19 protein-coding genes, 2 tRNA genes, 1 other RNA gene and 2 pseudogenes are annotated in these 23,160 nt (G+C 70.1%); 14 read left to right on the top strand and 10 right to left on the bottom strand.

From position 1 onward, the window contains the following. Positions 1–52: 52 nt before the first annotated feature. Positions 53–1,099: a hypothetical protein gene (locus QP939_RS06295; protein ID WP_285455614.1), complete on the bottom strand. Its 1,047-nt coding sequence runs from the start codon at positions 1,097–1,099 to the stop codon at positions 53–55. Positions 1,100–1,329: 230 nt separating this feature from the next. On the opposite strand from QP939_RS06295, the gene QP939_RS06290 reads away from it, so the two are divergent. Then, the gene (locus QP939_RS06290; protein ID WP_285455613.1) at positions 1,330–1,839 is read left to right on the top strand and encodes a M48 metallopeptidase family protein; all 510 of its coding nucleotides are present in this window, start codon (positions 1,330–1,332) and stop codon (positions 1,837–1,839) included. Positions 1,840–2,245: 406 nt separating this feature from the next. Here QP939_RS06290 and QP939_RS06285 read toward each other — a convergent pair whose 3' ends face one another. Continuing rightward, a complete protein-coding gene (locus QP939_RS06285) occupies positions 2,246–3,622 on the bottom strand; it encodes a zinc-dependent metalloprotease (RefSeq protein ID WP_285455612.1) in 1,377 nt (458 codons plus the stop codon). Between the two features lie 182 nt (positions 3,623–3,804). On the opposite strand from QP939_RS06285, the gene QP939_RS06280 reads away from it, so the two are divergent. Further along, complete coding sequence (locus QP939_RS06280) at positions 3,805–4,830, top strand: YlbL family protein (RefSeq protein ID WP_285459671.1); 1,026 nt, start codon at positions 3,805–3,807, stop codon at positions 4,828–4,830. On the opposite strand, the gene QP939_RS06275 is transcribed toward QP939_RS06280, so the two are convergent. Then, the gene (locus QP939_RS06275) at positions 4,827–5,360 is read right to left on the bottom strand and encodes a PPA1309 family protein (protein WP_285455611.1); all 534 of its coding nucleotides are present in this window, start codon (positions 5,358–5,360) and stop codon (positions 4,827–4,829) included. The two genes, QP939_RS06280 and QP939_RS06275, sit on opposite strands and share 4 nt — an antisense overlap. A gap of 167 nt (positions 5,361–5,527) precedes the next feature. Between QP939_RS06275 and QP939_RS06270 the strand changes: the two are divergent. Further along, a pseudogene (locus QP939_RS06270) lies at positions 5,528–8,516 on the top strand (UPF0182 family protein). Between the two features lie 56 nt (positions 8,517–8,572). Beyond that, positions 8,573–8,646: transfer RNA gene (locus QP939_RS06265), tRNA-Met, on the top strand. Positions 8,647–8,692: 46 nt separating this feature from the next. On the opposite strand, the gene QP939_RS06260 is transcribed toward QP939_RS06265, so the two are convergent. After that, a complete protein-coding gene (locus QP939_RS06260; RefSeq protein ID WP_285455610.1) occupies positions 8,693–10,111 on the bottom strand; it encodes an FAD-dependent monooxygenase in 1,419 nt (472 codons plus the stop codon). Between the two features lie 94 nt (positions 10,112–10,205). Between QP939_RS06260 and QP939_RS06255 the strand changes: the two genes are divergently transcribed. From QP939_RS06255 to QP939_RS06220, 8 genes and pseudogenes are all read left to right on the top strand, one after another. Then, positions 10,206–10,790: a TetR/AcrR family transcriptional regulator C-terminal domain-containing protein gene (locus tag QP939_RS06255; RefSeq protein ID WP_285455609.1), complete on the top strand. Its 585-nt coding sequence runs from the start codon at positions 10,206–10,208 to the stop codon at positions 10,788–10,790. A 77-nt stretch (positions 10,791–10,867) separates the two neighbouring features. Further along, positions 10,868–10,944, top strand: a tRNA-Met gene (locus QP939_RS06250). 381 nt (positions 10,945–11,325) lie between these two features. Continuing rightward, positions 11,326–11,827 (top strand): annotated as a pseudogene (locus QP939_RS06245) (PadR family transcriptional regulator). Positions 11,828–11,890: 63 nt separating this feature from the next. Further along, on the top strand, positions 11,891–12,994 hold the full coding sequence (gene prfB / locus QP939_RS06240; RefSeq protein ID WP_285455608.1) for a peptide chain release factor 2: 1,104 nt from the start codon (positions 11,891–11,893) through the stop codon (positions 12,992–12,994). 112 nt (positions 12,995–13,106) lie between these two features. Then, positions 13,107–13,796 carry a cell division ATP-binding protein FtsE gene (gene ftsE, locus QP939_RS06235; RefSeq protein WP_285455607.1) on the top strand — a complete coding sequence of 230 codons (690 nt, stop codon included), beginning with the start codon at positions 13,107–13,109 and terminating at the stop codon, positions 13,794–13,796. Between the two features lie 46 nt (positions 13,797–13,842). Continuing rightward, positions 13,843–14,736, top strand: coding sequence for a permease-like cell division protein FtsX (ftsX, locus tag QP939_RS06230; protein ID WP_285455605.1), 894 nt, complete (start codon positions 13,843–13,845; stop codon positions 14,734–14,736). Positions 14,737–14,782: 46 nt separating this feature from the next. Further along, positions 14,783–15,265: an SsrA-binding protein SmpB gene (gene smpB / locus QP939_RS06225; protein WP_043776590.1), complete on the top strand. Its 483-nt coding sequence runs from the start codon at positions 14,783–14,785 to the stop codon at positions 15,263–15,265. Further along, positions 15,262–16,161 (top strand): amidohydrolase family protein, encoded by a 900-nt coding sequence (locus QP939_RS06220; RefSeq protein ID WP_285455602.1) that lies wholly within the window; start codon positions 15,262–15,264, stop codon positions 16,159–16,161. The genes smpB and QP939_RS06220 overlap by 4 nt, the downstream gene beginning before the upstream one ends. Here QP939_RS06220 and QP939_RS06215 read toward each other — a convergent pair. The 5 genes from QP939_RS06215 to QP939_RS06195 form a co-directional block, all read right to left on the bottom strand. After that, positions 16,151–17,452, bottom strand: coding sequence for an acyltransferase family protein (locus tag QP939_RS06215; protein WP_285455600.1), 1,302 nt, complete (start codon positions 17,450–17,452; stop codon positions 16,151–16,153). The two genes, QP939_RS06220 and QP939_RS06215, sit on opposite strands and share 11 nt — an antisense overlap. A 95-nt stretch (positions 17,453–17,547) precedes the next feature. Then, the gene (locus tag QP939_RS06210; RefSeq protein WP_285455599.1) at positions 17,548–17,763 is read right to left on the bottom strand and encodes a DUF8847 domain-containing protein; all 216 of its coding nucleotides are present in this window, start codon (positions 17,761–17,763) and stop codon (positions 17,548–17,550) included. 117 nt (positions 17,764–17,880) lie between these two features. After that, on the bottom strand, positions 17,881–18,522 hold the full coding sequence (locus tag QP939_RS06205; RefSeq protein ID WP_285455598.1) for a response regulator transcription factor: 642 nt from the start codon (positions 18,520–18,522) through the stop codon (positions 17,881–17,883). A gap of 39 nt (positions 18,523–18,561) precedes the next feature. Continuing rightward, a complete protein-coding gene (locus QP939_RS06200; protein WP_285455597.1) occupies positions 18,562–19,695 on the bottom strand; it encodes a sensor histidine kinase in 1,134 nt (377 codons plus the stop codon). Continuing rightward, entirely contained in the window at positions 19,692–20,366 is a 675-nt protein-coding gene (locus tag QP939_RS06195) for a sensor domain-containing protein (protein WP_285455595.1), read from the bottom strand. The genes QP939_RS06200 and QP939_RS06195 overlap by 4 nt, the downstream gene beginning before the upstream one ends. 153 nt (positions 20,367–20,519) lie before the next feature. On the opposite strand from QP939_RS06195, the gene ssrA reads away from it, so the two are divergent. Continuing rightward, positions 20,520–20,888, top strand: a transfer-messenger RNA (tmRNA) gene (gene ssrA, locus QP939_RS06190). Positions 20,889–21,653: 765 nt separating this feature from the next. After that, entirely contained in the window at positions 21,654–21,863 is a 210-nt protein-coding gene (locus QP939_RS06185) for a hypothetical protein (protein WP_285455594.1), read from the top strand. Between the two features lies 1 nt (position 21,864). On the opposite strand, the gene QP939_RS06180 is transcribed toward QP939_RS06185, so the two are convergent. After that, a complete protein-coding gene (locus QP939_RS06180) occupies positions 21,865–23,094 on the bottom strand; it encodes a GGDEF domain-containing protein (protein ID WP_285459669.1) in 1,230 nt (409 codons plus the stop codon). Positions 23,095–23,160: the final 66 nt, after the last annotated feature.

The following is a 23,160-nucleotide window of genomic DNA, read 5'->3' as shown; positions in this document are numbered from 1 at the left end:
TTCTGCCTTGCGACCTCGGCGGCGCGCAGCCTGCTCGCGACGTCGGAGTGGCCTACGTCTCCTGCGGTACGGCTCGCGCGCCGCAACCGCACCGCGGGTGCGGGGGCCAGCCGCGGTGGCGAGTGCGGCCGTCGAAGGCGTCGATCTCGAGCGTCGCGTTCCACGCCGGCGGCGCCGGTCCGGCCGGGGTGAGCAGCCGCATGGCCTGGGCGACCGCCAGCGCCGCGCTCGACTGGACCGCGCCGAGGTCGGGGCGCTGGTGCCGGCCGGCGAGCTGGCCGGCGACGCGGGGCCAGCACGGGTCGAGGTCCGTCCGGTGCAGGTCGGCGCAGCGCAGGCACGAGCTGCGGCCCGGAATGACCAGCGGCCCGACGATGCCGGTGCCGTCGCGGACGCGCACCGGCATGTGCGGGACGCCGTCCTCCATCAGCTCGGCGACGATCTCCGGCGCGGGCACGACGGCGTCGGTGAGCAGCACCAGGTCCGGGTACCGGTCGTGCAGACGGGTGACCTTGACGCCCGGATCGACCCGGCGGAGCAGGTCGGCGAGCGCCTGCTTCCGGGGGCGTCCGAGGTCCGCATCGGTGAAGCCCGAGCCGATGTCGTGCTCGGCCACCGCGCCGGGCACGCGCAGCTCGACGTGCCCGATCCCGGCGTTGGCCAGCAGGACGGCCACCGCGACCGCGATCCGGCCGTCGCCGTGCACGGTGACCGCCGTGGCACGGCGCCGGTGCGTCATGGCCCCTTGGTGGTGGCGGGCTCGCAGGGACCAGAGGCCGGTTTCGGCGCGGAGACCGGGGCCGTCGGCCGGCCCGGCGTCGGTGACCAGGCCGAGCGCGGTCAGCTGGCGCAACAACGTCCGCACCTGGTCGCGGTGTTCGCTCTCCGCGAGCAGGATCCGCTCGACGGGCATGCTCCCGTCGAGCGTGCGCAGCAGCGTGACGAGGTCCGGCGGCAGCCCTTCGACGATCACGCCGTGGCGCGGGTCGAGCCCGATCTGGATTTCACGCGAGCCGCGTTCGAGCACCGTCAGGCCCGGGAGCAGGGCGGGATGGGCCGGCAGGAGGACCGGTGGCATGTCCGCGGTGGAGAGGATCATGTTCGCAGGATGGCAGGCGGCAGGGCGGGGACGGCCCGGCAAAGCCTCCGGCGGGCCGAGTTGTCCACAAGTGGAGCCGGCTGTGGACAACTCGGGCTTGTGACCTCAAGGCGCTCGGAGTTGTCGGTGCCTGGCCTTACCGTTGTCGAGTGGTCGAAGCACGGATGTCCTCACTGAGAGGCCGGGGGGAAACGAACCCCCCGTCGGACACACCCGGACACAAGGTCGAAGTGCGGCGCAGCCAGCGTCGGCACCGGACGGTCACCGCGTACTGGAACGACGACACGCTCGTCGTGCTCATCCCGGCGCGGATGACCAGGGCGGAGGAGAAACACTGGGTCGCCGAGATGGAGCGCAAGCTGCAGCGCTCGGAACCACGTCGGCCGGCGTCCCCGAAGACGTCGGACGAAGCCCTGCTGGCGCGCTGCGCGCTGCTTTCGGGGAAGTACCTGGGCGGCACCGCGGTGCCGGCGAGCGTCCGCTGGGTGGCGCCGATGCGCACGCGGTGGGCGTCCTGCACGCCGGTCGACGCGACCATCCGGGTCAGCGAACACCTGCGGAAGGTGCCTCCTTGGGTGCTCGACTACGTGCTGGTGCACGAGCTGGCGCACCTGCGCGAGCCCGGGCACGACGCGGCTTTCTGGGCGCTCGTGCGGCGGTATCCCAAGACCGAGCGGGCCATGGGATACCTCGAGGGGCTGTCGGCCGCTGCCGGGTGGGGGATCTCCACCGAGGATTGAGCGGGTGAGGTGGCCGGGGTGATTCGCGGGTTCGCGGGTTGCCCCGGTTGCCTTCGGGCGGGGTTGGGCGGGTCGCTGGCGTGGCTTGGGTGGCTGGATGGGCGCGGGCTGGGCTTGCGGGCCGGGCGCGGGGAGGTGGGGCTGGCTGATGGGGCGGAGATCGGCCTGGTGGGTGCGGGTCCGCGCGGGCTGAGCTGGGCTTGTGGGACGGGCACGGGTGGGCTGCGGGCCGGGGCGGCGCGAGGGCTTGCGGGCCGGGCGCGGGTGGGTAGCGGATCTGGGCTGGCGGGGGCGGGCGCGAGTGGTTGCGCGAGGACAGGCGCGAGCGGTTGCGACCGGCCAGGCGCCCCCTCACAGCAGAAAGCCGGTGACCCGCGCTGCGGATCACCGGCCTTCCAACGTCAGCTCAGGACGACTTGCCGCCCTCTTCGGACGGTGGGTCCTCGCCTTCCGGCTTGCCCGACCGCTCGTCCTTCTCCGCTCGCTCCGTGCGCTCCAGCTCCGCGATCGGGTCCAGGTCGTCGATCGAACCCGCTTCGCCCACTCGGTCCGCGAAGTCGATCGGCTCGTCCAGGTCCTCCGCCGTCGGCATCAGGTCCGGGTGGGACCACAGGCCGTCGCGCTTCTCCGCTCCGTGGCGGTCTCCCACCAGCTTCCACAGCGACGACGCCGCTCGCATCCGGCGGGGGCGCAGCTCCAGGCCCACCAACGTCGCGAACGTCTGCTCTGCCGGGCCGCCCGTTGCCCGGCGGCGGCGCAGCGTCTCGCGCAGCGCGTCCGCTCCCGGGAGGCGATCTCCGACCGCCTCCGCCACCACCACGTCGACCCAGCCCTCCACCAGCGCCAGCAGCGTCTCCAGGCGGTTCAGGGCCGCCTTCTGCTCCTCTGTCGTCTGGGGCTCCAACAGCCCCGAGGACATCGCCTCTTCGATGCTCGCCGGGTTCGACGGGTCGATGCGGCCGGCCAACGACTCCAGCGCCGACGTGTCCACCGAGATGCCGTGCGCGAACTCCTCGACCGTTGCCAGCAGCCTCTGGCGCAGCCACGGCACATGCGTGAACAGCCGCTGGTGGGCGGCCTCGCGGGCGGCCAGGAACACCAGGATCTCGCTGTTCGGCAGCTCCAGGCCTTCCGCGAACTTCTCGATGTTCGCCGGGAGCAGGGCCGAGGTGCCGGCCGGGGCCAGCGGCAAGCCGATCTCCGTGGACGTCAGCATCTCCGATGCCAGCTGGGCCAGGGCGTTGCCCAGCTGGGAGCCGAACGCCATGCCGCCCATCTGGCCCATCATCTGCAGCAACGGGCCCGCCGCCTGCTTGGCCTCCTCCGGCAGCGCCTGCATCCAGGCACCGGAGATCTGCTGGGCCACCGGGTCGCACAGCCGCTGCCACGTCGGGAGCGTCTTCTCCACCCAGGTCCGCGGCGACCAGGCGACCGTCGACGTCGCGCCGGCCGGGAACACCGTCGCCGCGTCGAGCCGAAGCTTCGCCAGGTGGGCCGCGTCGCGGACCGCCGCGTTCGCGTCGTCGCCGCCCGAGAAACCGAGGCGGCTTTCGCCCGTGTTGCCGGCGCTGCCCAGCGTCTGCAGGGCGATCTGCTTGGCGAGGTCGTAGTTCACCGGCCCGCTGGAGGTGCCGGCCTGGCTGAGCATCTGGCCCAGCTGGCTCAGCATCTGCCCGAGCTGGTTGAAGGCCTCGGCGCCGGACTGCTGCCCGCCTTCCGAGGGGTCGTTCTCACCTCGTTTGTCGGGATCGGAAGGTCCGAAGCCGAACGGGGGTTTGCTCATGTGTCCACCGTACGCGGGTCGGACACCGCTGAGCGCGTCAACCGGACCCATGTGCGTGGCCTTCACCGAGAAGCGAACACGGTCACCGTACGCTGTCATGCGTGACCAAGTCCTCCGAGCAGACCGCGCCCGCGAAGAGCAGCCCGGACCCGGCGGCCGAGTCCGCCGGGGAGGCCAGGCGGATGACCCGCCGCGGCTGGACGCTCGTGGTCAGCGGCTCGCTGTTCCTCGTCTTCGTGGTGCTCGGCTCGGTCGTGCCGGTGCCGTACGTGGCGATCAGCCCCGGCCCCACCTACGACACGCTGGGTCGCGACGCCGCCGGCAACCCGGTCATCCAGGTCACGGGTCACCAGACCTTCCAGACCACCGGCGAGCTGCGGATGACGACCGTCTCCCTGCACGACGGCGTCACCCTCTTCCAGGGCCTCGGCTTCTGGGCCAGCGGCCGGTACGCGCTCGCGCCGCGCGAGGAGTACTTCAAGCCCGGCGAGACCAACGAGCAGGTCAAGCAGGAGAACATCCAGCAGCTCCAGGACTCGCAGACGAACGCGCAGGTCGCCGCGCTGCGCAAGCTCGGCTACCCGATCAAGGTGCTGGCCAAGCAGATCGTCTCCGGCAGCCCGGCCGACCACGTGCTGTCCCCCGGCGACCGGCTGATCACCGTGAACGGCAAGAAGATCGCCGAGGCCGCCGACGTGCGGGCCGCGCTCGCCGGCACCCTGCCCGGCCAGACCGTGCAGATCACCTTCCAGTCCGACGGCCAGCCGGAGCGGACCGTGCCGCTCACGCTCGCTTCGCGCCCGGACCGCAAGGAGGGCTTCATCGGCCTGACCGCGGCCGACCGCGCCGACGCGCCCTTCACCGTCAACATCTCGCTGCAGGACGTCGGCGGCCCGTCGGCCGGGCTGATGTTCACCCTCGCGATCATCGACCGGCTCCAGCCCGGCGACCTGGCCGGCGGGCGGCACATCGCCGGCACCGGCGAGATCACCGAGACCGGCCAGGTCGACCCGATCGGCGGGATCTCGTTCAAGGTCGTCGGCGCCCGCGAAGCAGGCGCCACCGACTTCCTGGTGCCCGAGCACAACTGCGCCGAGGCCAAGACGACCGCGCCGGCCGGGCTCAACCTCATCAAGGTGTCCACACTGGACGACGCGCTCACTCAGCTGGACAACCTGAAAGCGGGCCGCCCGACGGCGTCCTGCTAGGGGAGCAGCGTGGCCTTCAACGCTTCGATGAGGTTCGGCGCCAGGTCGGGGCTTTCCACGATCTCGTCGACCGTTTCGTCCGTGCCCATCCCGCGCAGCCGCATCACGCACGCGCCTTCGCCGTCACGCAGCACCGCGGCGACCAGGCGGGCTTCCGTCCGCTGCGGGTGGTCGGCGGCCGCGCGGCGCAGGCTGTCCGCGTCGGCCTCGGCGACGTCCGGCAGCTCCGACTCCGAACCCGGCGGGAGCACGATGATCTCCTGGGCCAGCGCGCAGCCGATCACCAGGTCGGGCCAGGCGATCCGGGCCAGCGCCTCGGCGAGGTCGCCTTCGGGCAGCGCTTCCTGCGCGACCGGCGTCAGCGGGTTCGCCCGGTCCAGCTGGCCCGCCAGCTCCGGCTGCTCGTCCAGCAGGGCCGCGGTCGGCACCAGCGCGAACAGCTGCGGCGGCTGGTCCCAGCCGCCCGCGGCCATGAACTCCTCGATCTCGCGCGCGAGAGCGGCCACGCCGGCCTGCTGCTGCGGTTCCATGCGCACATCGTGTCAGGTCGGGCGGCGAACGGTCGCCGCGCGTCCGGTTTGGGCGGGTCCCGGGAACTTCACCCGGCATCCGTAGAGTTAGGGAATCAGGGGGCGCACGCGCCCCTGCTCAAGTGCTGACGAAGACAGGAGCGTGTGCCGTGGCGACTGGGCCCCCGGTGAGCCTGCCGAAGCTGTCCCGGCGGAGCCGGATCCTCCTCATCATCGCCGCGATCGTCGTGCTGGCGCTGCTGCTCGGGGCCCGTCTCCTCGACACGTACGTCGACTGGCTGTGGTTCGGCGAAGTCGGCGCGCGGGGAGTGTTCACCACCCAGGTGGTGACCCGGATCATCCTGTTCTTCGCCGTCGGCCTGCTCGTCGGCGGCGCGCTCGCGGTCAGCCTGATGATCGCCTACCGGACGCGCCCGGTGTTCGTGCCGATCTCCGGCGCCGACGACCCGCTGGCGCGCTACCGCTCGGCGATCGTGGCGCGGATCCGCCTCTTCGGCATCGGCATCCCGGTGCTCACCGGCCTCATCGCCGGCCTGTCCGCCCAGGGCGACTGGCAGGTCGTGCAGCTGTTCCTGAACGGCACCTCGTTCGGCCAGACCGATCCCGAGTTCGGCAACGACGTCGGCTTCTACGCCTTCGACCTCCCGTTCTACAACTGGCTCCTCGGTTGGCTGTTCATCACGGTCGTCATCTCCTTCTTCGGCGCGCTGATCTCGCACTACGTCTTCGGCGGCATCCGGCTGGCCGGCAAGGGCGGCCAGCTCGCCGGCCCGACCCGCGCGCAGCTCGCCATCACCGTCGGGCTCTTCGTGCTGCTGAAGGCGGTCGAGTACTTCTTCGACCGGTACAACCTGCTGCTGTCCGACCGCGGCGCCCCCCTGTTCATCGGTGCGACCTACACCGACCTGAACGCGGTCCTGCCCGCGAAGCTGATCCTGCTGTGCATTTCGGTGATCTGCGCGGTCGCGTTCTTCGCCGGTGCCTTCCTGCGCAACCTGCAGCTGCCGGCGATCGCGCTCGTGCTGCTGATCCTGTCGAGCATCCTGGTCGGCGTCGCGTGGCCGGCGATCCTCGACCAGTTCTCGGTGAAGCCCAACGCGAACGAGAAGGAAGCGACGTCGATCCAGCGCAACATGGACGCCACCCGCAAGGCGTTCGGCCTCACCGACGTCCAGTACCAGCCGTACACGGGCGCGTCCTCCGCGACGCCCGCCCAGCTCAAGGCCGACACCGGGACGATGTCGAACATCCGGCTGCTCGACCCGAACATCCTCTCCGACACCTTCACCCAGCGCGTCGGCCGGGAGAACTTCTACGGCTTCCCGGCGAAGCTGGACATCGACCGCTACACCGTCGGCGGCGTGACGCAGGACTACATCGTCGCGGCGAAGGAGATCAAGACCGAGGGCCTGACCGGCAACCAGACCAGCTGGATCAACAAGCACCTCGTCTACACCCACGGCAACGGTTTCGTCGCCGCGCCCGCCAACACGATCGACCGCGCGGTCAAGGACGCCAACTCCGACGGCGGCTACCCGATCGCCACCACGAGCGACACCCAGAACCCGACCGGCGCCGGCTCGCCCGGCCCGAACCAGCCGGGCATCGAGGTCAAGGAACCGCGCATCTACTACGGCGAGCTGTCCGCCGCGGACTCCGACTACGCCATCGTGGGCGGCACGTCCGGCAACGCGCCGGGCGAGTACGACACCGCGACCGACCGCTACACCTACAAGGGCACGGGCGGCGTCTCGGTCGACAACTGGTTCAACCGCCTCGCTTTCGCGGCCGAGTACGGCGAACGGAACATCCTGTTCTCCGACGCCATCGGCGACAACTCCAAGATCATGTACAACCGCGACCCGCGTGAGCGCGTCAGCAAGGTCGCGCCGTGGCTGACCCTCGACGGCGACCCGTACCCGGCGGTCGTCGACGGCAAGATCCAGTGGATCATCGACGGCTACACGACGATCAACAACTTCCCGTACGCCCAGCAGGTCCAGCTGGGCGCGGCCACGAACGACTCGCTCAACGGGGTCGCGCGGCAGGCCAACAGCTCGATCAACTACATCCGCAACTCGGTCAAGGCCACCGTCGACGCGTTCAACGGCACGGTGAACCTGTACTCGATCGACGACAAGGAACCGGTCCTCGACGCCTGGGAGAAGGTCTTCCCCGGGCTGGTGAAGCCGAGCTTCCGAGATCTCGCCGGACCTGCGGGCGCACTTCCGCTACCCGGAGGACCTGTTCAAGATCCAGCGTGAGCTGCTGTCGCGCTACCACGTCAGCAACCCGCAGGAGTTCTATTCGCAGCAGGCGTTCTGGAGCGTCCCGCAGGACCCGACGGCCGAAGGCGGCTCGAACCCGGCCGCGGCCGGTGCCGCCAACCAGCCCGGTTATTACGTCCTCGCCGACACACCGGGCCAGTCGAAGCCGACGTTCCAGCTGACGAGCTCTTCGACCGGTCTGCAGCGGCAGTACCTGGCGTCGTGGATGTCGGTGTCGTCCGATCCGGCGGACTACGGGAAGATCCGCGTCCTCCAGCTACCCAGCGCGGCCACCGGAGCCACGCAGGTCGACGGTCCGGTCCAAGTCCAGAACCGGTTCCAGAGCGATCCACGGGTGGCGCAGGACCGAACGCTTTTCAACAACCCCAACGTCATCCCGATCTACGGCAACCTGATCACGCTCCCGGTCGCCGACGGGTTCCTCTACGTCGAACCCGTCTACATCCGGCAGCGCAACCAGAACAGCTACCCGCAGCTGGCCCGCGTCCTCGTCTCGTACGGGCCGAAGGTCGGCTACGGCGCGACGCTGCAGGAAGCCCTTGATCAGGTCTTCGGGGCGGGCACCGGTGAGGCGACGACCACGCCGCCGCAAGCCGGGCAGCCGACCACGACACCTCCGACAACGCCTCCGACGACGCCGACCACTCCGCCACCCAACAACGGCGGGGGCAACGCGGCGCTCGACAAGGCCGTGACGGACATCCAGGCGGCGCTCGCGAAGCTCAAGGCCGCCCAGCAGTCGGGCAACTTCGCGGACCAGGGTGCGGCGCTCGCCGCCCTCGACGCGGCCGCGAAGGCGTACGAAGCGGCGAAGACCGCGGCGCCGGGAAGCAGCACTCCGCCGCCCAGCACGCAGCCCGGAGGGTGACATCGGGCACCTGCCGTGCACCCGTCGGAAACGAGGGCGTAAGGTAGGTGTCACGACGCGGGGTGGAGCAGCTCGGTAGCTCGCTGGGCTCATAACCCAGAGGTCGCAGGTTCAAATCCTGTCCCCGCTACTGGAAGAAGAGGCGTGGCCCAAGGGGCCACGCCTCTTCTTTTTTCTCAGGCCAGCCAGCCGTCCGTGGACCCGGTCGTCGAGGCGACGTAACCGTCCGGGCGGACCAAGACCTCCGTCAGGTCGGGCCAGGGGAGATCCGGCACCTCCGCTACGACCACCTCCGGATGCGGTGCCGGAGCCGGGGTTTTCGTCAGCAGGACGAACTTTCCTTTGTGGAACAAGTCGCTCGCGAAGCCTTCGCCCAGCAGCAAATCCGGGAGGCGCGCGCCCGCCGCCGGGTGCGTTTCGTCCGTGGCGTAGCGGATGTCCAGACCGGAAACCAGACCCGACAGGTGGCGCTCCACCTCCGGGATCGCCGTCAGGTCGCGGAACAGCGCGCGCAACGCCAGCTGGTCCGGGGTCACCGGGATCAACGCGTTCTGGGCGGCCACGTTCTGCAGCACCCGGTTCGCCACCGCGCGGCGCTCCTCCTCGTACGTGTCCAGCAGCCCGGCCGGGGCTCGGCCGCGCAGCTCCGCCGCCAGCTTCCAGCCCAGGTTCATCGCGTCCTGGACGCCCAGGTTCAAGCCCTGGCCGCCGGCGGGGAAGTGGACGTGCGCCGCGTCGCCCGCCAGGAGCACCCGGCCCACCCGGTACTTCGCGGCCAGGCGGCTGTCGTCGGAATACCGCGACGCCCAGCGGATCTCCTCGACCTCCACCTCGTCGCCGAAGCGTTCGCGGACCGCCGCGCGGACCTCCGCCTCCGGCACCTCGGCCCGGAGGTCCGCCGGGCGGCTCAGCCGGTCGCCGTAGCTCAGGCGGTACAGGTTCGGCTCGCCCAGCGGGATCAAGCCGATGAACTTGCCCGGGCTGTGCGACGTCACCATGTTGCCCATCGACCGCCACCGCGTCGGCGCACCCGGCGGCGTCGTCCGGAACAGGACGTCCGCCGAGACGCCGTGACCGCGGCCCTCGATCCCCTCGAACGGCAGGTTCAGCGCCTTGCGCACCGCGCTGCGGCCGCCGTCGCAGCCCACCAGGTACGCCGCCCGAACCCGGAGGCCGCGGGCCGTGACCGTCACGCCCGCGGCGTCCTGCTCGAACCCGGTCAGCTCGTGGCCGCGCAGCACCTCGACGCCCTGCTCGGCCAGCCGCTCCTCCAGCGCCGCCTCGACCTGCGCCTGCGGGATGCCGACCTGGTACGGGTGCCGCGTGTCCCAGCCGGTGTAGCCCACCGGGATCACCGCGAAGTGTCCGTCCGCGACGGTCGCGAACGAACGCTCCTCCGCCCGGCCCAGCAGCCCGCGCAGGTCCAGCACCTCGGCCGTGCGCGGCTGCAGGTTGAGCGCCTTCGACAGGCCGGTCCGGACGGGCAGGCGCTCCAGCACCACGACGTCCACCCCGGCCAGCGCCAGCTCGTTCGCCAGCATCAGCCCGGTCGGTCCCGCCCCGGCGACGACGACTTCCGCGATCAGCTCCCGCATCCCCAGCTCCTTAACAACGTTAAATTGACCTGGCCCGAGGATGCCCTTAACATCGTTAAACTGTCAACCCGGAATCGCGAGGAGACCGCAGAACATGGCCCTGACCAGGCAGGACATCGCTCGTTCCGGGCTGAAACTGCTCAACGAGGTCGGCCTCAACGGGCTCACGCTGCGGCTGATCGCCGCCGACCTCGGCGTCAAGGCACCCGCCCTGTACTGGCACATGAAGAACAAACAGGAACTGCTCGACGAGATGGCCACGCAGATGTACGCCGATTCGGCCGAGGACCGGCGGCCGCCGGCGGAACTGGGGGAGTGGGACGCCGTCGCGCACGGCGCGCGGGCGCTGCGGCGGATGATGCTGGCCTACCGCGACGGTGGGAAGGTGTTCGCGGGCACCTACCTCGGCGACACCGGATTGGTCGGGCCGAGTCCCCTGCAGCGCAGCATCGAGGCCGGACTGGACCCGCGGCGGGCGGGCCAGGCGCTGTTCACCGTGTACAGCTACGTCGTCGGGTTCACCATCGAAGAGCAGGCCGTCTACCCGGTGCCCGGTCAGCTGGACGAGCGCTACCGCGACGCGACCGCCGGGGACCTGCTCGCCGACGTCGGCGGCCGCTTCGAAGACGGTCTCTCGATGGTCCTCAGTGGAGCACGCCAGTGGCTGGAAACGGCGTAACGCCTGGTCAGCCGGTTAGGGGACCCCGGTGTAAAGACCTTGGCGACCCCGTGTAATCTATTCAAGTACCACAACGGCGCGGGGTGGAGCAGCTCGGTAGCTCGCTGGGCTCATAACCCAGAGGTCGCAGGTTCAAATCCTGTCCCCGCTACCACGAAGAGGCGGGTTTCCGGAAAACCGGGAACCCGCCTCTTTTTGTCATGCGTGCCCGGGTTTCGCTGCCGACTTTTCCGCGAAACCGTCGAACCGCTGCGGATCCCACGATGTGAACCCCGTTTCCGGGTGGTTGCGGTGCGTGTCCGGAGTGCGCCAAGCCGGGGAGCGGTGCCCGGCGGGGTCACCTGGCTGGCCGCCGTTCCGGCCGTCCGGACGCGGCTGGTCGGACCAATGCGTGGCCACCGTGGTTGCGCAGCGTGTCCGGGGTCCACAGTGGACCTGGTCGCATTGGGCCGAACGAGGGGATCTCACTAGCCACAATGGACAGATCCGCTGACCACTGTGGACACAGGCGCCGATAAGTGGGAATGTAGGGGACGTGTCCGAATTGAATGCAACAGCCGCCGCCCTGCTCGGTCTGCTCCACGACGGTCCCGCCACCGGCGGGCAGCTCGTCGCGGGAGCCGGTGAGCGTTTCGGCGCCTTCTTCAGCGTCACCCGCAGCCAGGTGTACCGGGAGCTTCCCGGCGCTGTCCAAGGAAGGCCTCGTCCGGCTCGGCAAGCAGGGCCCGCGCTCCAGCCAGCAGTACCTGATCACCGCCGCCGGCAAGAAGGCCTTCAAGGCCTGGCTGACGTCCGAGGCCGGCCCCGACCACCTGCGCAGCCCGCTCATCCTGCGGCTCGTGCACGCGGGGTCGCTGACGGCGAAGCAGCGCCAGACGCTGCTCGAGTCGGCCCGCGCCAGCTACAGCCAGCAGCTCGACGACGCGAAGGCGGCCACCAAGGCGGCCGACGGGCCGTACGAGAAGGCCGTCGGCGAGTTCGCCCAGGCTCAGGCCAAGGCCGCGCTGAAGCTGCTCGACGCCATCCCCGCGGCCTGAGGTTCGCGCGCCCACGACCGGTCCTCGCAACCGGTCGTGGGTTTTGCCGTAACCTTGACAAACGTGAGTGATGAGTTCGACGCGGCACTGAGGGACCTGACCGGCAAGCTGACGCAGATCGAGTCGGTGATGGACCTGGATGCGCTGCGTGCCCAGGTGGCCGACCTGGAGCAGCAGGCTTCGAGCCCGACGCTCTGGGACGACCCGGAAGCGGCGCAGAAGGTCACCAGCCAGCTGTCCCACCGGCAGGGCGAGCTGCGCCGGGTCTCCGACCTGCGCCAGCGGCTCGACGACCTGGGCGTGCTGTACGAGCTCGCCGAGGCCGAGGGCGACTCCGGCAGCATGGGCGAGGCCGAGACCGAGCTCGCCGACCTCGGCAAGGCCATCGACGGCCTCGAGGTCCGCACGCTGCTCTCGGGCGAGTACGACGACCGCAACGCCGTCGTCACCATCCGCTCCGAGGCCGGCGGCGTCGACGCGGCCGACTTCGCCGAGATGCTGCTCCGCATGTACCTGCGCTGGGCGGAGCGCCACGGCTACCCGACCGACGTCTATGACATCTCTTACGCCGAAGAGGCGGGCATCAAGTCGGCGACGTTCAAGGTGAGCGCCCCCTACGTCTACGGCACCCTCTCGGTCGAGCAGGGCACCCACCGGCTCGTCCGGATCTCGCCGTTCGACAACCAGAGCCGCCGCCAGACGTCGTTCGCGCACGTCGAGGTGCTGCCCGAGGTCGAAGAGGTCGACCACGTCGACATCCCGGAGAAGGACATCCGGGTCGACGTCTACCGCTCGTCGGGCCCCGGCGGCCAGAGCGTCAACACGACCGACAGTGCGGTGCGCATCACACACCTGCCGACCGGCATCGTCGTCTCCTGCCAGAACGAGAAGTCGCAGCTGCAGAACAAGGCGGCCGCGATGAAGGTCCTTCAGTCGCGGCTGCTGCAGCGGAAGAAGGAAGAAGAGCGCAAGGAGATGGACGCGCTCAAGGACGGCGGCTCCAGCTGGGGCAACCAGATGCGCTCCTACGTGCTGCACCCGTACCAGATGGTCAAGGACCTGCGGACCGAGTACGAGGTCGGCAACCCGTCCGCGGTGCTCGACGGCGACATCGACGGCTTCCTCGACGCCGGCATCCGCTGGCGCAAGCAGACCGCCGCAGTCTGACCGGTGCGGCGGGTGTTCGGCCGACCGCTCACCGTGCGCGAACGCCCGCTGCTCCACCCGGGTGGCACGGGCAACCGGGGCTTCACGAGACCGGTGGGTAGTATGCCGAATCGTGATCCGGCTCGAAGAGGTTTCCAAGGTCTACAAGACCTCGACGCGGCCCGCGCTCGAGCGGGTGTCCGTCGACATCGAAAAGGGTGAGTTCGTCTTCCTCATCGGTCCCTCGGGATCGGGGAAGTCGACCTTCCTCCGGCTCCTGCTGCGCGAAGAGACGCCGACCAAGGGCCGCGTGATGGTGTCCAACTTCGACGTCGCCAAGCTGGCCCGCCGCCGGGTCCCCCGCCTGCGGCAGACCATCGGCTGCGTGTTCCAGGACTTCCGGCTGCTGGCCAACAAGACCGTCGCGGAGAACGTCGCGTTCGCCCTCGAGGTCATCGGCAAGCCCGGCCCGACCATCAAGAAGGTCGTCCCCGAGGTGCTGGAGTCGTCGGCCTCGACGGCAAGGCCGACCGCCTGCCCAACGAGCTTCTCCGGTGGTGAGCAGCAGCGCGTGGCGATCGCGCGCGCGTTCGTGAACCGGCCGCTGGTGCTGCTCGCCGACGAACCGACCGGGAACCTGGACCCCGACACGAGCCAGGACATCATGCTGCTGCTGGAGCGGATCAACCGCACCGGCACGACCGTCCTGATGGCGACTCACGATCACTCCATCGTGGACTCCATGCGGCGCCGCGTCGTCGAGCTGCAGCTCGGCCGGGTGATCCGCGACGACGCCCGCGGCGTCTACGGCATCGGTCGCTGACCACCCCGCCCCGCCACGCCCCCGACCCCAAGGACCTGACCCCGACATGCGCGCCAGTTTCGTCTTCAGTGAGGTAATCACCGGCCTGCGCCGGAACGTCACGATGACCATCGCGATGATCCTGACCACGGCCGTGTCGCTCGCCATGCTCGGCGGCGGGCTTCTGGCCGTGCGCACGATCGACAAGATGAAGTCCAACTTCCTCGCCGACGTCGAGGTTTCGGTCTACCTCACCGACGACATCAGCGCGACGGACAAGAACTGCACCCAGTCGCTGTGCCAGTCGCTGCGGACCTCGCTGCAGAGCAACGACGGCGTCGAGTCGGTCGTGTTCGAGAACCGCGACCAGGCCTACGACCGGTTCAAGAAGATCTTCGAGAGCCAGCCGGAGCTGATCCAGCTGACCGGGCCGGAGTCGCTGCCCGCGTCGCTGCACGTGAAGCTGAAGGACCCGGACCGCAGCGACTCGATCGTGCAGGAGTACGCCTCGAAGCCGGGCGTGCGGAAGGTCGACGACCAGAAGAAGTTCCTCGACCGCGTGTTCAACGCCTTCAACGGCGTCCGGAACATGGCCTTCGGCGCCGCGCTCATCATGGCCATCGCCGCGCTGCTGCTGATCGCCAACACGATCCAGGTGTCCGCGTTCACCCGCCGCACCGAGGTCGGCATCATGCGGCTCGTCGGCGCGACGCGGTGGTACACGCAGCTGCCGTTCCTCTTGGAGGCGGTGGTCGCCGGCGTCTTCGGTGCGGTCATCGGGATCATCATGCTGATCATCACGAAGGCCGGCTTCCTCGATTCGGTGTTCACCGGGGACGTGTTCCCGAAGATCACCATGCTGGAACTGCTGTTCCCGGTCGCGCCGATCCTGCTGGCGGTGTCCGTGGTGATCTCCGCCATCACCGGTTACGTGACGCTGCGCCTGTACGTCCGGCACTAGGTTTAACCGGCTGCTTGTCACCGTCGGAATCACGTAGAGTGGTCGTATGCCCAAGGAACGTGGCCAGAAGGTGATCGTGTCGAACCGCAAGGCGCGGCACGATTACTCCATCCTCGACACCTACGAGTGCGGTCTCGTGCTCGTCGGCACCGAGGTCAAGAGCCTGCGCGAGGGCAAGGCGTCGCTGGCGGACGCGTTCGCGACGGTCGACGACGGCGAAGTGTGGCTGCGCAACGTGCACATTCCGGAGTACACGCAGGGCACGTGGACCAACCACATGCCGCGGCGCACCCGGAAGCTGCTGCTGCACCGGCGCGAGATCGAGAAGCTCATCGGCAAGACCAAGGAGAGCGGGCTCTCCCTGGTCCCGCTGTCGATGTACTTCAAGGACGGCAAGGTCAAGGTCGAGATCGCGCTGGCCCAGGGCAAGAAGGCCTACGACAAGCGGCAGACGCTCGCCAAGCGCGACGCGGAGCGCGACATCAGGAAGGCCATGGGCCGCGCGCTGAAGGGCCGGTTCACGGAGTGACGGCGGGGCCGGCGGACGACGCCGACGTCGCGCGGTGGACGGCGTCGCTGGGCCTGCCCGGCCTGGTCGACCTGCACGTCCACTTCCTGCCGAAGCCGGTGATGGACAAGGTCTGGGCGTACTTCGACGCGGCCTCGACGCACTACGGCACCGACTGGCCGGTGCACTACCGGACGCCCGAGGACGAACGCCTGGCGACGCTGCGCTCGCTGGGCGTGCTGAAGTTCGCGCCGCTGGTCTACCCGCACAAGCCGGGGATGGCGGAGTGGCTGACGTCGTGGGCCCTCGACTTCGCGTCGCGGGTCCCGGACGCCGTGCCGACGGGGACGTTCTACCCCGAAGAAGGCGCCGGGTCCGCTGTGGACGGTGCGCTGCGCGCCGGTGCGCGGGTGTTCAAGGCGCACGTGCAGGTGGGCGCGTACGACCCGCGTGACGACCTGCTGAAGCCCGTGTGGGGTGCCTTGGCCGACGCGGGCGTCCCCGTCGTCGTCCACTGTGGACACGGACCGTTGCGGGGCGACTTCACCGGGTTGTCGGTGTTCGAAGAGGTCTTGAAGCAGCACCCGCGGCTGACCGCGGTGCTCGCGCACGCCGCGATGCCGGAGTTCGGCGCGGCCTTCGAGCTGCTGGCGAAGTACCCGCGGGTGCACCTGGACACGACGATGGTCGGGGTGCCGTTCGCCGAGAAGATGTCGCCGTTGCCGCCGGACTGGACGGCGCGGCTGGCCGGGTTCGCCGACCGCGTCGTGCTCGGCACGGACTTCCCGAACATCCCGTACTCCTACGCGACGCAGCTGCAGGCGATCGCCGGCTGGGCGGCAGCCGACGATCGCCTGGGGGAGCCGTTCCTGCGGGCCGTCCTGCACGACACGCCCTTGCGGTTGCTCAGCGCTTGAGCGCGGCGCGCTCGCTGACGAAGACCGCGCGGCCCAGCAGCTCGGTCACCGGTAGCTGCCTGCCCGCCAGGAGGAACCCGGCCGTCGCGAGGACCACCCACGGCACCGGGCCGTGCGCGATGCCGTCCGACAGCGGCGCGAACCCGTGCGCGGCCAGCCCGAGCAGGCCGCCGGAGACCATCAGCCCGGCGACGACCAGCTGCGGCAGCCGGGCCGTCGAGACCGCCGCGTCGCGCCGCGTCTCGAAGTGCGCGAACAGCCGCAGCAGGCCCAGCAGCACCAGCCCGCACACCGCGAACCACGCGGGTGCCATCACCAGCCAGAACACCGTGCCCGGCGCGGGCGTCTCGTAGCCGAGGCCGTAAACGGTCACACCCGCCACCACGATCAGCGCCGGCATGTGCCACAGGTAGACGCTCATGAACCGCGCGCCCAGCCAGCCGAGCGCGGTGCCGACGCCGGGACGCTCGGCGAGCGCGTTGAGCTGCGGGCGGAAGGCCAGCAGCAACCCGATCTGACCGACGGCGAGGAACGCGAGCAGCACGGTCGGCGGGCTCATGTTCGACACCGGCGCGCCCGGCATGCCGATCATGCTGGCCGGGTACGGGCCGAACGCGACCATCAGCGCGGTGACGCCGAACCCGGCGGCCGAGAGCGTGAGCGCGGCGCGGCGGGTGAGCGTGCCGAGGCGGCCTTCGACGTAGTGGAAGCCGAGCTGGTGCACGGCGACCCAGACGAAGATCGCGTTGGCGTAACCGATGTACCCGAAGTCGTTGAAGCGGGCGACGTCGACGAGGATCCCGGCGGCTCCCATGACGAGCGGCACCTTCAGGCCCCAGCGCCGGTGCGCGGCGACCATCACCGGGGTGAGCAGGACGACCAGGACGTACACGGCGAGGAACCACAGCAGCTGCGCGGCGATCGCGCTGCCGACCTGCAGCGGCTGCGGCGGCACGCCCAGCCCGCGCAGGAAGTCCGGGATGACCAGCCACACGGCCATCAGCGGCAGCACCGGCACCATCAGCCGCCGGATCCGCGCGGCGAGCCACTTGCGCGGCGATTCCGCGCGGCGGAAGGAGATCAGGTTCGCGGCACCGCCGGCGAAGAAGACCAGGGGCATCACCTGCGACAGCCAGGTGACGACCCACCAGCCCGGCGTCGCGAGCGCGTTGCCCGTGGTCAGGTGGCCGTCGGAGTAGGAGAGCACCGGCATGACCCAGTGCTGGGCGATGACGGCGAGGATGGCCCCCGCTCTGACGACGTCGAGGAAGCGGTCCCGGCTCGTTTGCATGCTGTCGAGCTTGGTCGCTTCGACCTGCGGAAACAGCGGTGCTGACCGGCGTCTTCGAGGTCCTGTTCACCCCCCGGTGGGAGCGGGGGTTCTCCCTACCTCAGGCCGTCGGGCTCGGGCTCGTGCTGCGTCGCGGCGACCCGGTACTCCCAGCCGTTTTCGGTGAGGCCGAGCTCATAGCGCGTCTCGATCTTCGGGCCGCCGTGGAGGTGGATGTGCCGGATCACGGTGCCGGGCACCGGTTCGGCGTCGCCGAGTTCCTGGACGCGGCCGTCGAGGGGGCCGCCGAAGAAGCGGATTTCATCGGTCATCTGCTCGCTCCTCTCCGGCGGGTCCGCTCATGGTAGGTGAGCGGTGGTGGGGGTGCCGCCCGCGGAACGGGTGACCCTACGTCCACCCTACGGGACTTTTGGTCACCGTCCGTCTCGCTAACGGCCCAGATACGTCAACACAGCACGGACGCGACGGTGTTCCTCCGCGCTGGCCTCGAGGCCGAGCTTCGAGAAGATGTTGCCGATGTGCTTCTCCACCGCGCCGTGCGAGACGACCAGGGAGTTCGCGATCGCCGTGTTCGACAGGCCCTGCGCCATCAGGCCGAGGACCTCGGACTCGCGGGCGGTCAGCGCGTCGAGCGGGTTGCGGCGGCCGCGGGCCATCAGCTGGGCGATGACGTCCGGGTCGATCGCCGTGCCGCCGTTCGCGACGCGGCGGACCGCGTCCAGGAAGTCCGCGACGTCCGCCACGCGCTCCTTCAGCAGGTAGCCGACCCCGCCGGCGCCGCCCGAGAGCAGCTCCACGGCGTAGGACTCCTCGACGTACTGCGAGAGCACCAGCACCGGCAGGCCCGGGACCTCCTTGCGCGCCGCCAAGGCCGCGCGCAGGCCCTCGTCGGTGAACGTCGGCGGCATCCGGACGTCGACGATCGCCAGGTCAGGACGGTGTTCTTTGACCGCGCCGAGCAGGTCGTCCCCGTTGTCGACGGCCGCGGCCGTCTCGATGCCCTCGTCGGCGAGCAGGCGGGTCACCCCGGCCCGCAGCAGCACGGCGTCCTCGGCGATGACTACCCGCATCCGGCCCCCAGGTTCTCAGACGAACGGGGTCCAGCCTATTCACCACCGGCAGGGCAGGTCAGCCCGGATCACGGTCGGCCCGCCGACGGGGCTGACGACCGTGATGACGCCGTCGATCGTCGCGGCGCGGTCGGCTAGCCCGGCGAGCCCGCCACCGGGCCGCACTTCGGCGCCGCCGTGGCCGTTGTCGGTGATCTCCACGACGACGTGCTCGTCGGTCCGCCACACCTTCACGCCCGCTTCGGACGCACCGGAGTGCTTCGCGATGTTCGTGAGCGTCTCGCCGACGATGAAGTACGCGGTCGTCTCGACCGCGGCGGGCGGCCGCGGCTCGACGTCGACCTGGACGTCGACCGGGATCGGCGACTTCGCGGCTTGCGCCGACAGGGCGGCGTCGAGGCCGCGGTCGCCGAGGACGGCGGGGTAGATGCCGCGCGCGAGGTCCCGCAGCTCCGACACGGCGAGCTTCGCGTCCGCGTGGGCCTCGTCGATCAGCTCCCGCACGGACTCCGGGTCCTGGTCGAACTTCGCCTTCGCCCGGCCGAGGCTCATCGCGACGGACACGAGCCGTTGCTGGGCCCCGTCGTGCAGGTCACGCTCGATGCGGCGCCGCTCGGCCTCGGCCGCGTCGACACCCCGCGCCCGCGACGCCTGCAGCCGCTCGGCCTTCTGCTCCAGCCGCTTGGTCCGGTTCGGGCCCAGCAGGGCGACGCCCAGCTCGCCGTGCAGCCAGCCCAGCCACGGCGTCACCCAGACCGCCATCGGCAGCAGCACGATCGACGCGATCCCGATGGCCAGCTCCACGCAGGCCAGCGGGAACGCCGCCATGAAGTACGCCAGGTCACGCCAGGTCGTCGGGTCGCTCAGCCGGGTCATCCACCGCCGGACCAGCGGCTGGCCGTCGACCGGCCGCCGTTCGACGGGCGGCAGCGGCACCCGCAGCATCGTGCCGAGCCAGCCGCGCTCGCGATCAGCCGACCAGCGGACGAAACTCGTCGTCGCCAGCAGGATCGGGAACCCGACCCACACCACGACGGTGGCGACGCCCACGGCGATCCCGACGACGATCAGCACGAACTGCAGGAGCCGGAAGACGAAGCTCACGATCATGTACACGATCGTGCGAGCCGGGTGCGGCCGCGGGTGGTCCAGCTGCTGTTCCGCCGAGGTCATCCCGCCACCAGGTTCTGCTCTTCCACGTCCGCCCACGAGCGCTCCATCCGACGGCGCTGGGCGACGGTCGTCCCCAGCAGCGCGTTCGCCAGCCGGGCGTGCATCCCCGCGAGCGCCTTCGTCAAGGCGACCGACAAGGCGATGAACAGCACCCCCAGCGCAGCCCACGGTAGCGCCTCGACGGTCGAATCCACGGTCAGCCACCGCACGTCCTCCGAGGGGAAGTAGTAGGCGCCGTCCGGCAGCCACCGGAAGTAGATCGGCAGGCCCGCGAGCGCGAGGCTCGTCGACCAGAACGCCGTCACCAGCATGAACTCGACCAGGCCGAGCGGGAACAGGAGGAAGAAGTAGGCGAGGTCCCGCCAGGTGGCGGGGTCCTTGACCCGGCCCTTCCAGCGGTCCTTCTGGCCGCTCGCGGGCAACGGCAGGTAGGGCAGGTCGATGTAGTGGTCCAGCAGGGCGTAGACGCGGGCGCGTTCCAGCCGCGCGCCACCCCGCACGGCCAGGAGCAGCAGGGCGAGCAGCCCAACGCCGACCCAGACGACGGCGGTCCCCAAGCCGGCCGCCGTGAACGACGTCAGCAACCCGAACGCCACCACCCCCAGCGGCAGGTTCATCAGCAGGAACACCACCGAACCCCCGAACGGCGGATCCCGCCTCTCGCTCACCATGACCAGCTCCCTTCTGCTGGCATCCAGCCTGGCCGGCGGCTCGCGGAACCGACATGGTGCGCGCGGGCATCCTCCGGGTAGGGCTGGCCCTACCCACGGGGAGTAATGCGCTGGCGCCCCGCGTTATGATGAACAGGTTGTAGTTCCCGACAAGGGGGTGAACGGTTTCGACTTTGGACGTTGAGTCAGGAGAAGCGTGCCGGTGCAGGCGAGAGACCACCGTTAAGCGTCATCGCAACCAAATAAGCGCCGACTCCAGTCAGCGCGAGTACGCCCTCGCCGCCTGAGCGAGTGCGTCTCTGTCGGCCCGGGTTCGCCTCCGGCCCGGGTACCGGCATCAGCTAGGAGGCTCAGCGGCAGTCCCGGCCACGGGGAACTGCCGTGAAGCAAACAGTGGCTGGGCTCGTCACCTCAGCTTGTTCGCGTGACTGAGGGAGCCAAGCAGAGACGTAGCGGACTGCGCACGGAGAAGCCCTGTCAAGACGCCAAAGGACCCGGGTTCAATTCCCGGCACCTCCACTTCGAGAAGGCCTACGCCCCTTCGGGGCTGGGCCTTCTCTTCGTTCTCGGGTGTTTATCTGGGGGTCGAACCCCCAGACCCCCGCCAGGCGGGCTTCGCCCCCTGGACCCCCTCTCCGGGGCTTCGCCCCTGGACCCCGCCTCCCTCTGCGGGGCTTCGCCCCGCGCCCCGCCTCGGGTCGGCTCGGCTCTCCCGTCCGGTCGCGACCTGCGCTGGCTGCCGCCCGCTCCGCTCCGCTCTGCTGCGCTCGCTCTGCTCGCGGTCTGGTGCCTGCCCGCCTGCCGCACCGGCTCCGCCGGTGCGGTCGTTTCGTCGAGCACGGGCGCGGATGCGGGATCGCGAGGGCCACGGCATGACCCAGCCAAGGGAGAGTCGAAGCCGAGAACGGAACGAGACATCCGAGCACACCCCACCCCCGAACCGATACGCAGCCGCCTCAGCGGTCCTGGCGCCGGATCAAGGCACGCTTTCCCGCCTTGACGCGGTGTCAGGACCGTTGAACAATCCGGCGTTCGGCTCGGGGGAATCCCCGGCACACGACAGCGGCACCGGACCGAGGGCCCTTCGTCGAGCGCCCGGGCTTTCACCAGCCACAAAGCCGGGCACCGAGACCCGTCGGGTCCTCAGACCAACCGAGCAACATCCCCCAGCTCAGAGCCCACCCAACCCCTTGTGACAGGGGCCACTTGTGGGTGAACTTCGGCCTGGTGTCATGCTGGTGGCCCGACCATGGCTCCGCACCCGTGGAGTCGGAAGTAGGTGGCCAGATGACCTGGGCCCGCTCCAACGGCAGCTCCACCGCCAATGATGAAGACAGCCGGATGGGGGTCATCCGGGCCGAAGAGGCCGTTCGGCTCGCCGAACAGAACGACCGGGCCGTCATCACCGTTGCCGGGCACTCCGCCGATGTTCGGGAATGTGCCGAACTGCTCGCCATGCTCGGGCTCGATGCCGGGCGGCGGCACAAGATCGCCTGACCTATGCCAGGTCCGCTACGTGGACCACCTTGTTCCGGCCCGTCGCCTTCGCGTGGTATAGCGCCGTATCCGCCGCGTCCAGCAAGCGCTGCAACGATGTTCCCGCCCTCGGGTAGACCGCTATGCCGATCGACGTCGACAGCCCCGTGATCGACAACTGTCCTACCGGGACTCTCAATGTCGCTATCGCTCGGCGGATCCGCTCCGCCACCGGGCCGATGTCCGGATGGTCGATTCCCGGTAGCAGCACCACGAATTCTTCACCTCCGAACCGTCCCACCGCGTCTCCGCGCCCGCGGACCGCCGCGATGATCGACTCGGCCACCGCCTTGAGGACCGCGTCGCCCGCCAGGTGCCCGTATGTGTCGTTCACCTGCTTGAAGTGGTCCAAGTCCAGCATCAGCAACCCGAACGTCGTGTGCTGGCGCGCGGCCGCCGCCAGCGTTCTCTCCGCCAGTGCGTGCCAGCCGCTCGTGTTGTACAGACCCGTTTTCTCGTCGCGGTGGGCCGCCACCTCCAGCTGCTTCACCAGCACCGTCCGGTGCAGCAACAGCAACGGCGGGAGGACCAGCAGCACCAGACCCGGCATCGTCGCCAGCGCCAACGCGTTCAGCGCGCCCAGGCACAGCGTCGCCACCTCCAGGCCATTGTCCGACCACGTGCCGAACAACGCCTCCGGTGTCCGGCCCACCTCGCGGCGGGCCGGGAGGACCAGCAGCGCGTTCACCACGAAGAACGTCGCGCCCGCCGCCGCCACCGCGAACGTTCCCGGCCAGCCCTGCGTCAGCGCCGTGCGGATGTCCGCCCCGCGCAGCACCGCCTGGGCCGCGTAGCAGGACAGCAGGATGATCGCCGCGTTGCTCACCGTTCTCGACGCCGGGACCCGCTGCAGGCGGTACCAGCTGCGGACCGCCAAATGCCCGTACAAGCCCGTCACCAGCAACGCCAGCAACGGCGGCGGGAGCAGCAGCACCCCGGCGAACGTCCAGACCGACGTCATGTTGATGTGCGGCGTCCCCGACACCCGGCGGCGGATGCGCTCCACCCGGCGGCCCGTCTCCGACTGGACCACCCCGAGGACCAGCAGCACCGCCAGGATCAGGAGCGTGCGGCGGTCCACCGCGATCGGGGACGGCCGCAGCGTCAACGTCACCGCCGCCGCCTCCGTCAGGAGGCAGTACACGACCACCCGGGGCCCCTGGCGCCACAATGCCCAGTGCCGGGGCGGCACGAGCACGTCACGAAAGCGTGGCACAGCGCGCGGGGTGCCGCCCCCGATCCGCATACTCATGGTGTC

The organism is Amycolatopsis nalaikhensis, assembly GCF_030264295.1.
In the GTDB taxonomy this organism is placed as follows: domain Bacteria; phylum Actinomycetota; class Actinomycetes; order Mycobacteriales; family Pseudonocardiaceae; genus Amycolatopsis; species Amycolatopsis nalaikhensis.
This window is presented reverse-complemented; position numbering and strand designations above follow the sequence as displayed.

Excerpts from the sequence above, each read along its gene's own strand:
- ftsX (WP_285455605.1), top strand. The coding sequence starts at position 13,843 with ATGCGCGCCAGTTTCGTCTTCAGTGAGGTAATCACCGGCCTGCGCCGG.
- QP939_RS06275 (WP_285455611.1), bottom strand. The coding sequence starts at position 5,360 with ATGGAACCGCAGCAGCAGGCCGGCGTGGCCGCTCTCGCGCGCGAGATC.
- QP939_RS06260 (WP_285455610.1), bottom strand. The coding sequence starts at position 10,111 with ATGCGGGAGCTGATCGCGGAAGTCGTCGTCGCCGGGGCGGGACCGACC.
- QP939_RS06200 (WP_285455597.1), bottom strand. The coding sequence starts at position 19,695 with ATGACCTCGGCGGAACAGCAGCTGGACCACCCGCGGCCGCACCCGGCT.
- smpB (WP_043776590.1), top strand. The coding sequence starts at position 14,783 with ATGCCCAAGGAACGTGGCCAGAAGGTGATCGTGTCGAACCGCAAGGCG.
- QP939_RS06295 (WP_285455614.1), bottom strand. The coding sequence starts at position 1,099 with ATGATCCTCTCCACCGCGGACATGCCACCGGTCCTCCTGCCGGCCCAT.
- QP939_RS06210 (WP_285455599.1), bottom strand. The coding sequence starts at position 17,763 with ATGACCGATGAAATCCGCTTCTTCGGCGGCCCCCTCGACGGCCGCGTC.
- QP939_RS06195 (WP_285455595.1), bottom strand. The coding sequence starts at position 20,366 with ATGGTGAGCGAGAGGCGGGATCCGCCGTTCGGGGGTTCGGTGGTGTTC.
- QP939_RS06280 (WP_285459671.1), top strand. The coding sequence starts at position 3,805 with ATGACCCGCCGCGGCTGGACGCTCGTGGTCAGCGGCTCGCTGTTCCTC.
- QP939_RS06215 (WP_285455600.1), bottom strand. The coding sequence starts at position 17,452 with ATGCAAACGAGCCGGGACCGCTTCCTCGACGTCGTCAGAGCGGGGGCC.
- QP939_RS06255 (WP_285455609.1), top strand. The coding sequence starts at position 10,206 with ATGGCCCTGACCAGGCAGGACATCGCTCGTTCCGGGCTGAAACTGCTC.
- QP939_RS06205 (WP_285455598.1), bottom strand. The coding sequence starts at position 18,522 with ATGCGGGTAGTCATCGCCGAGGACGCCGTGCTGCTGCGGGCCGGGGTG.
- QP939_RS06185 (WP_285455594.1), top strand. The coding sequence starts at position 21,654 with ATGACCTGGGCCCGCTCCAACGGCAGCTCCACCGCCAATGATGAAGAC.
- QP939_RS06285 (WP_285455612.1), bottom strand. The coding sequence starts at position 3,622 with ATGAGCAAACCCCCGTTCGGCTTCGGACCTTCCGATCCCGACAAACGA.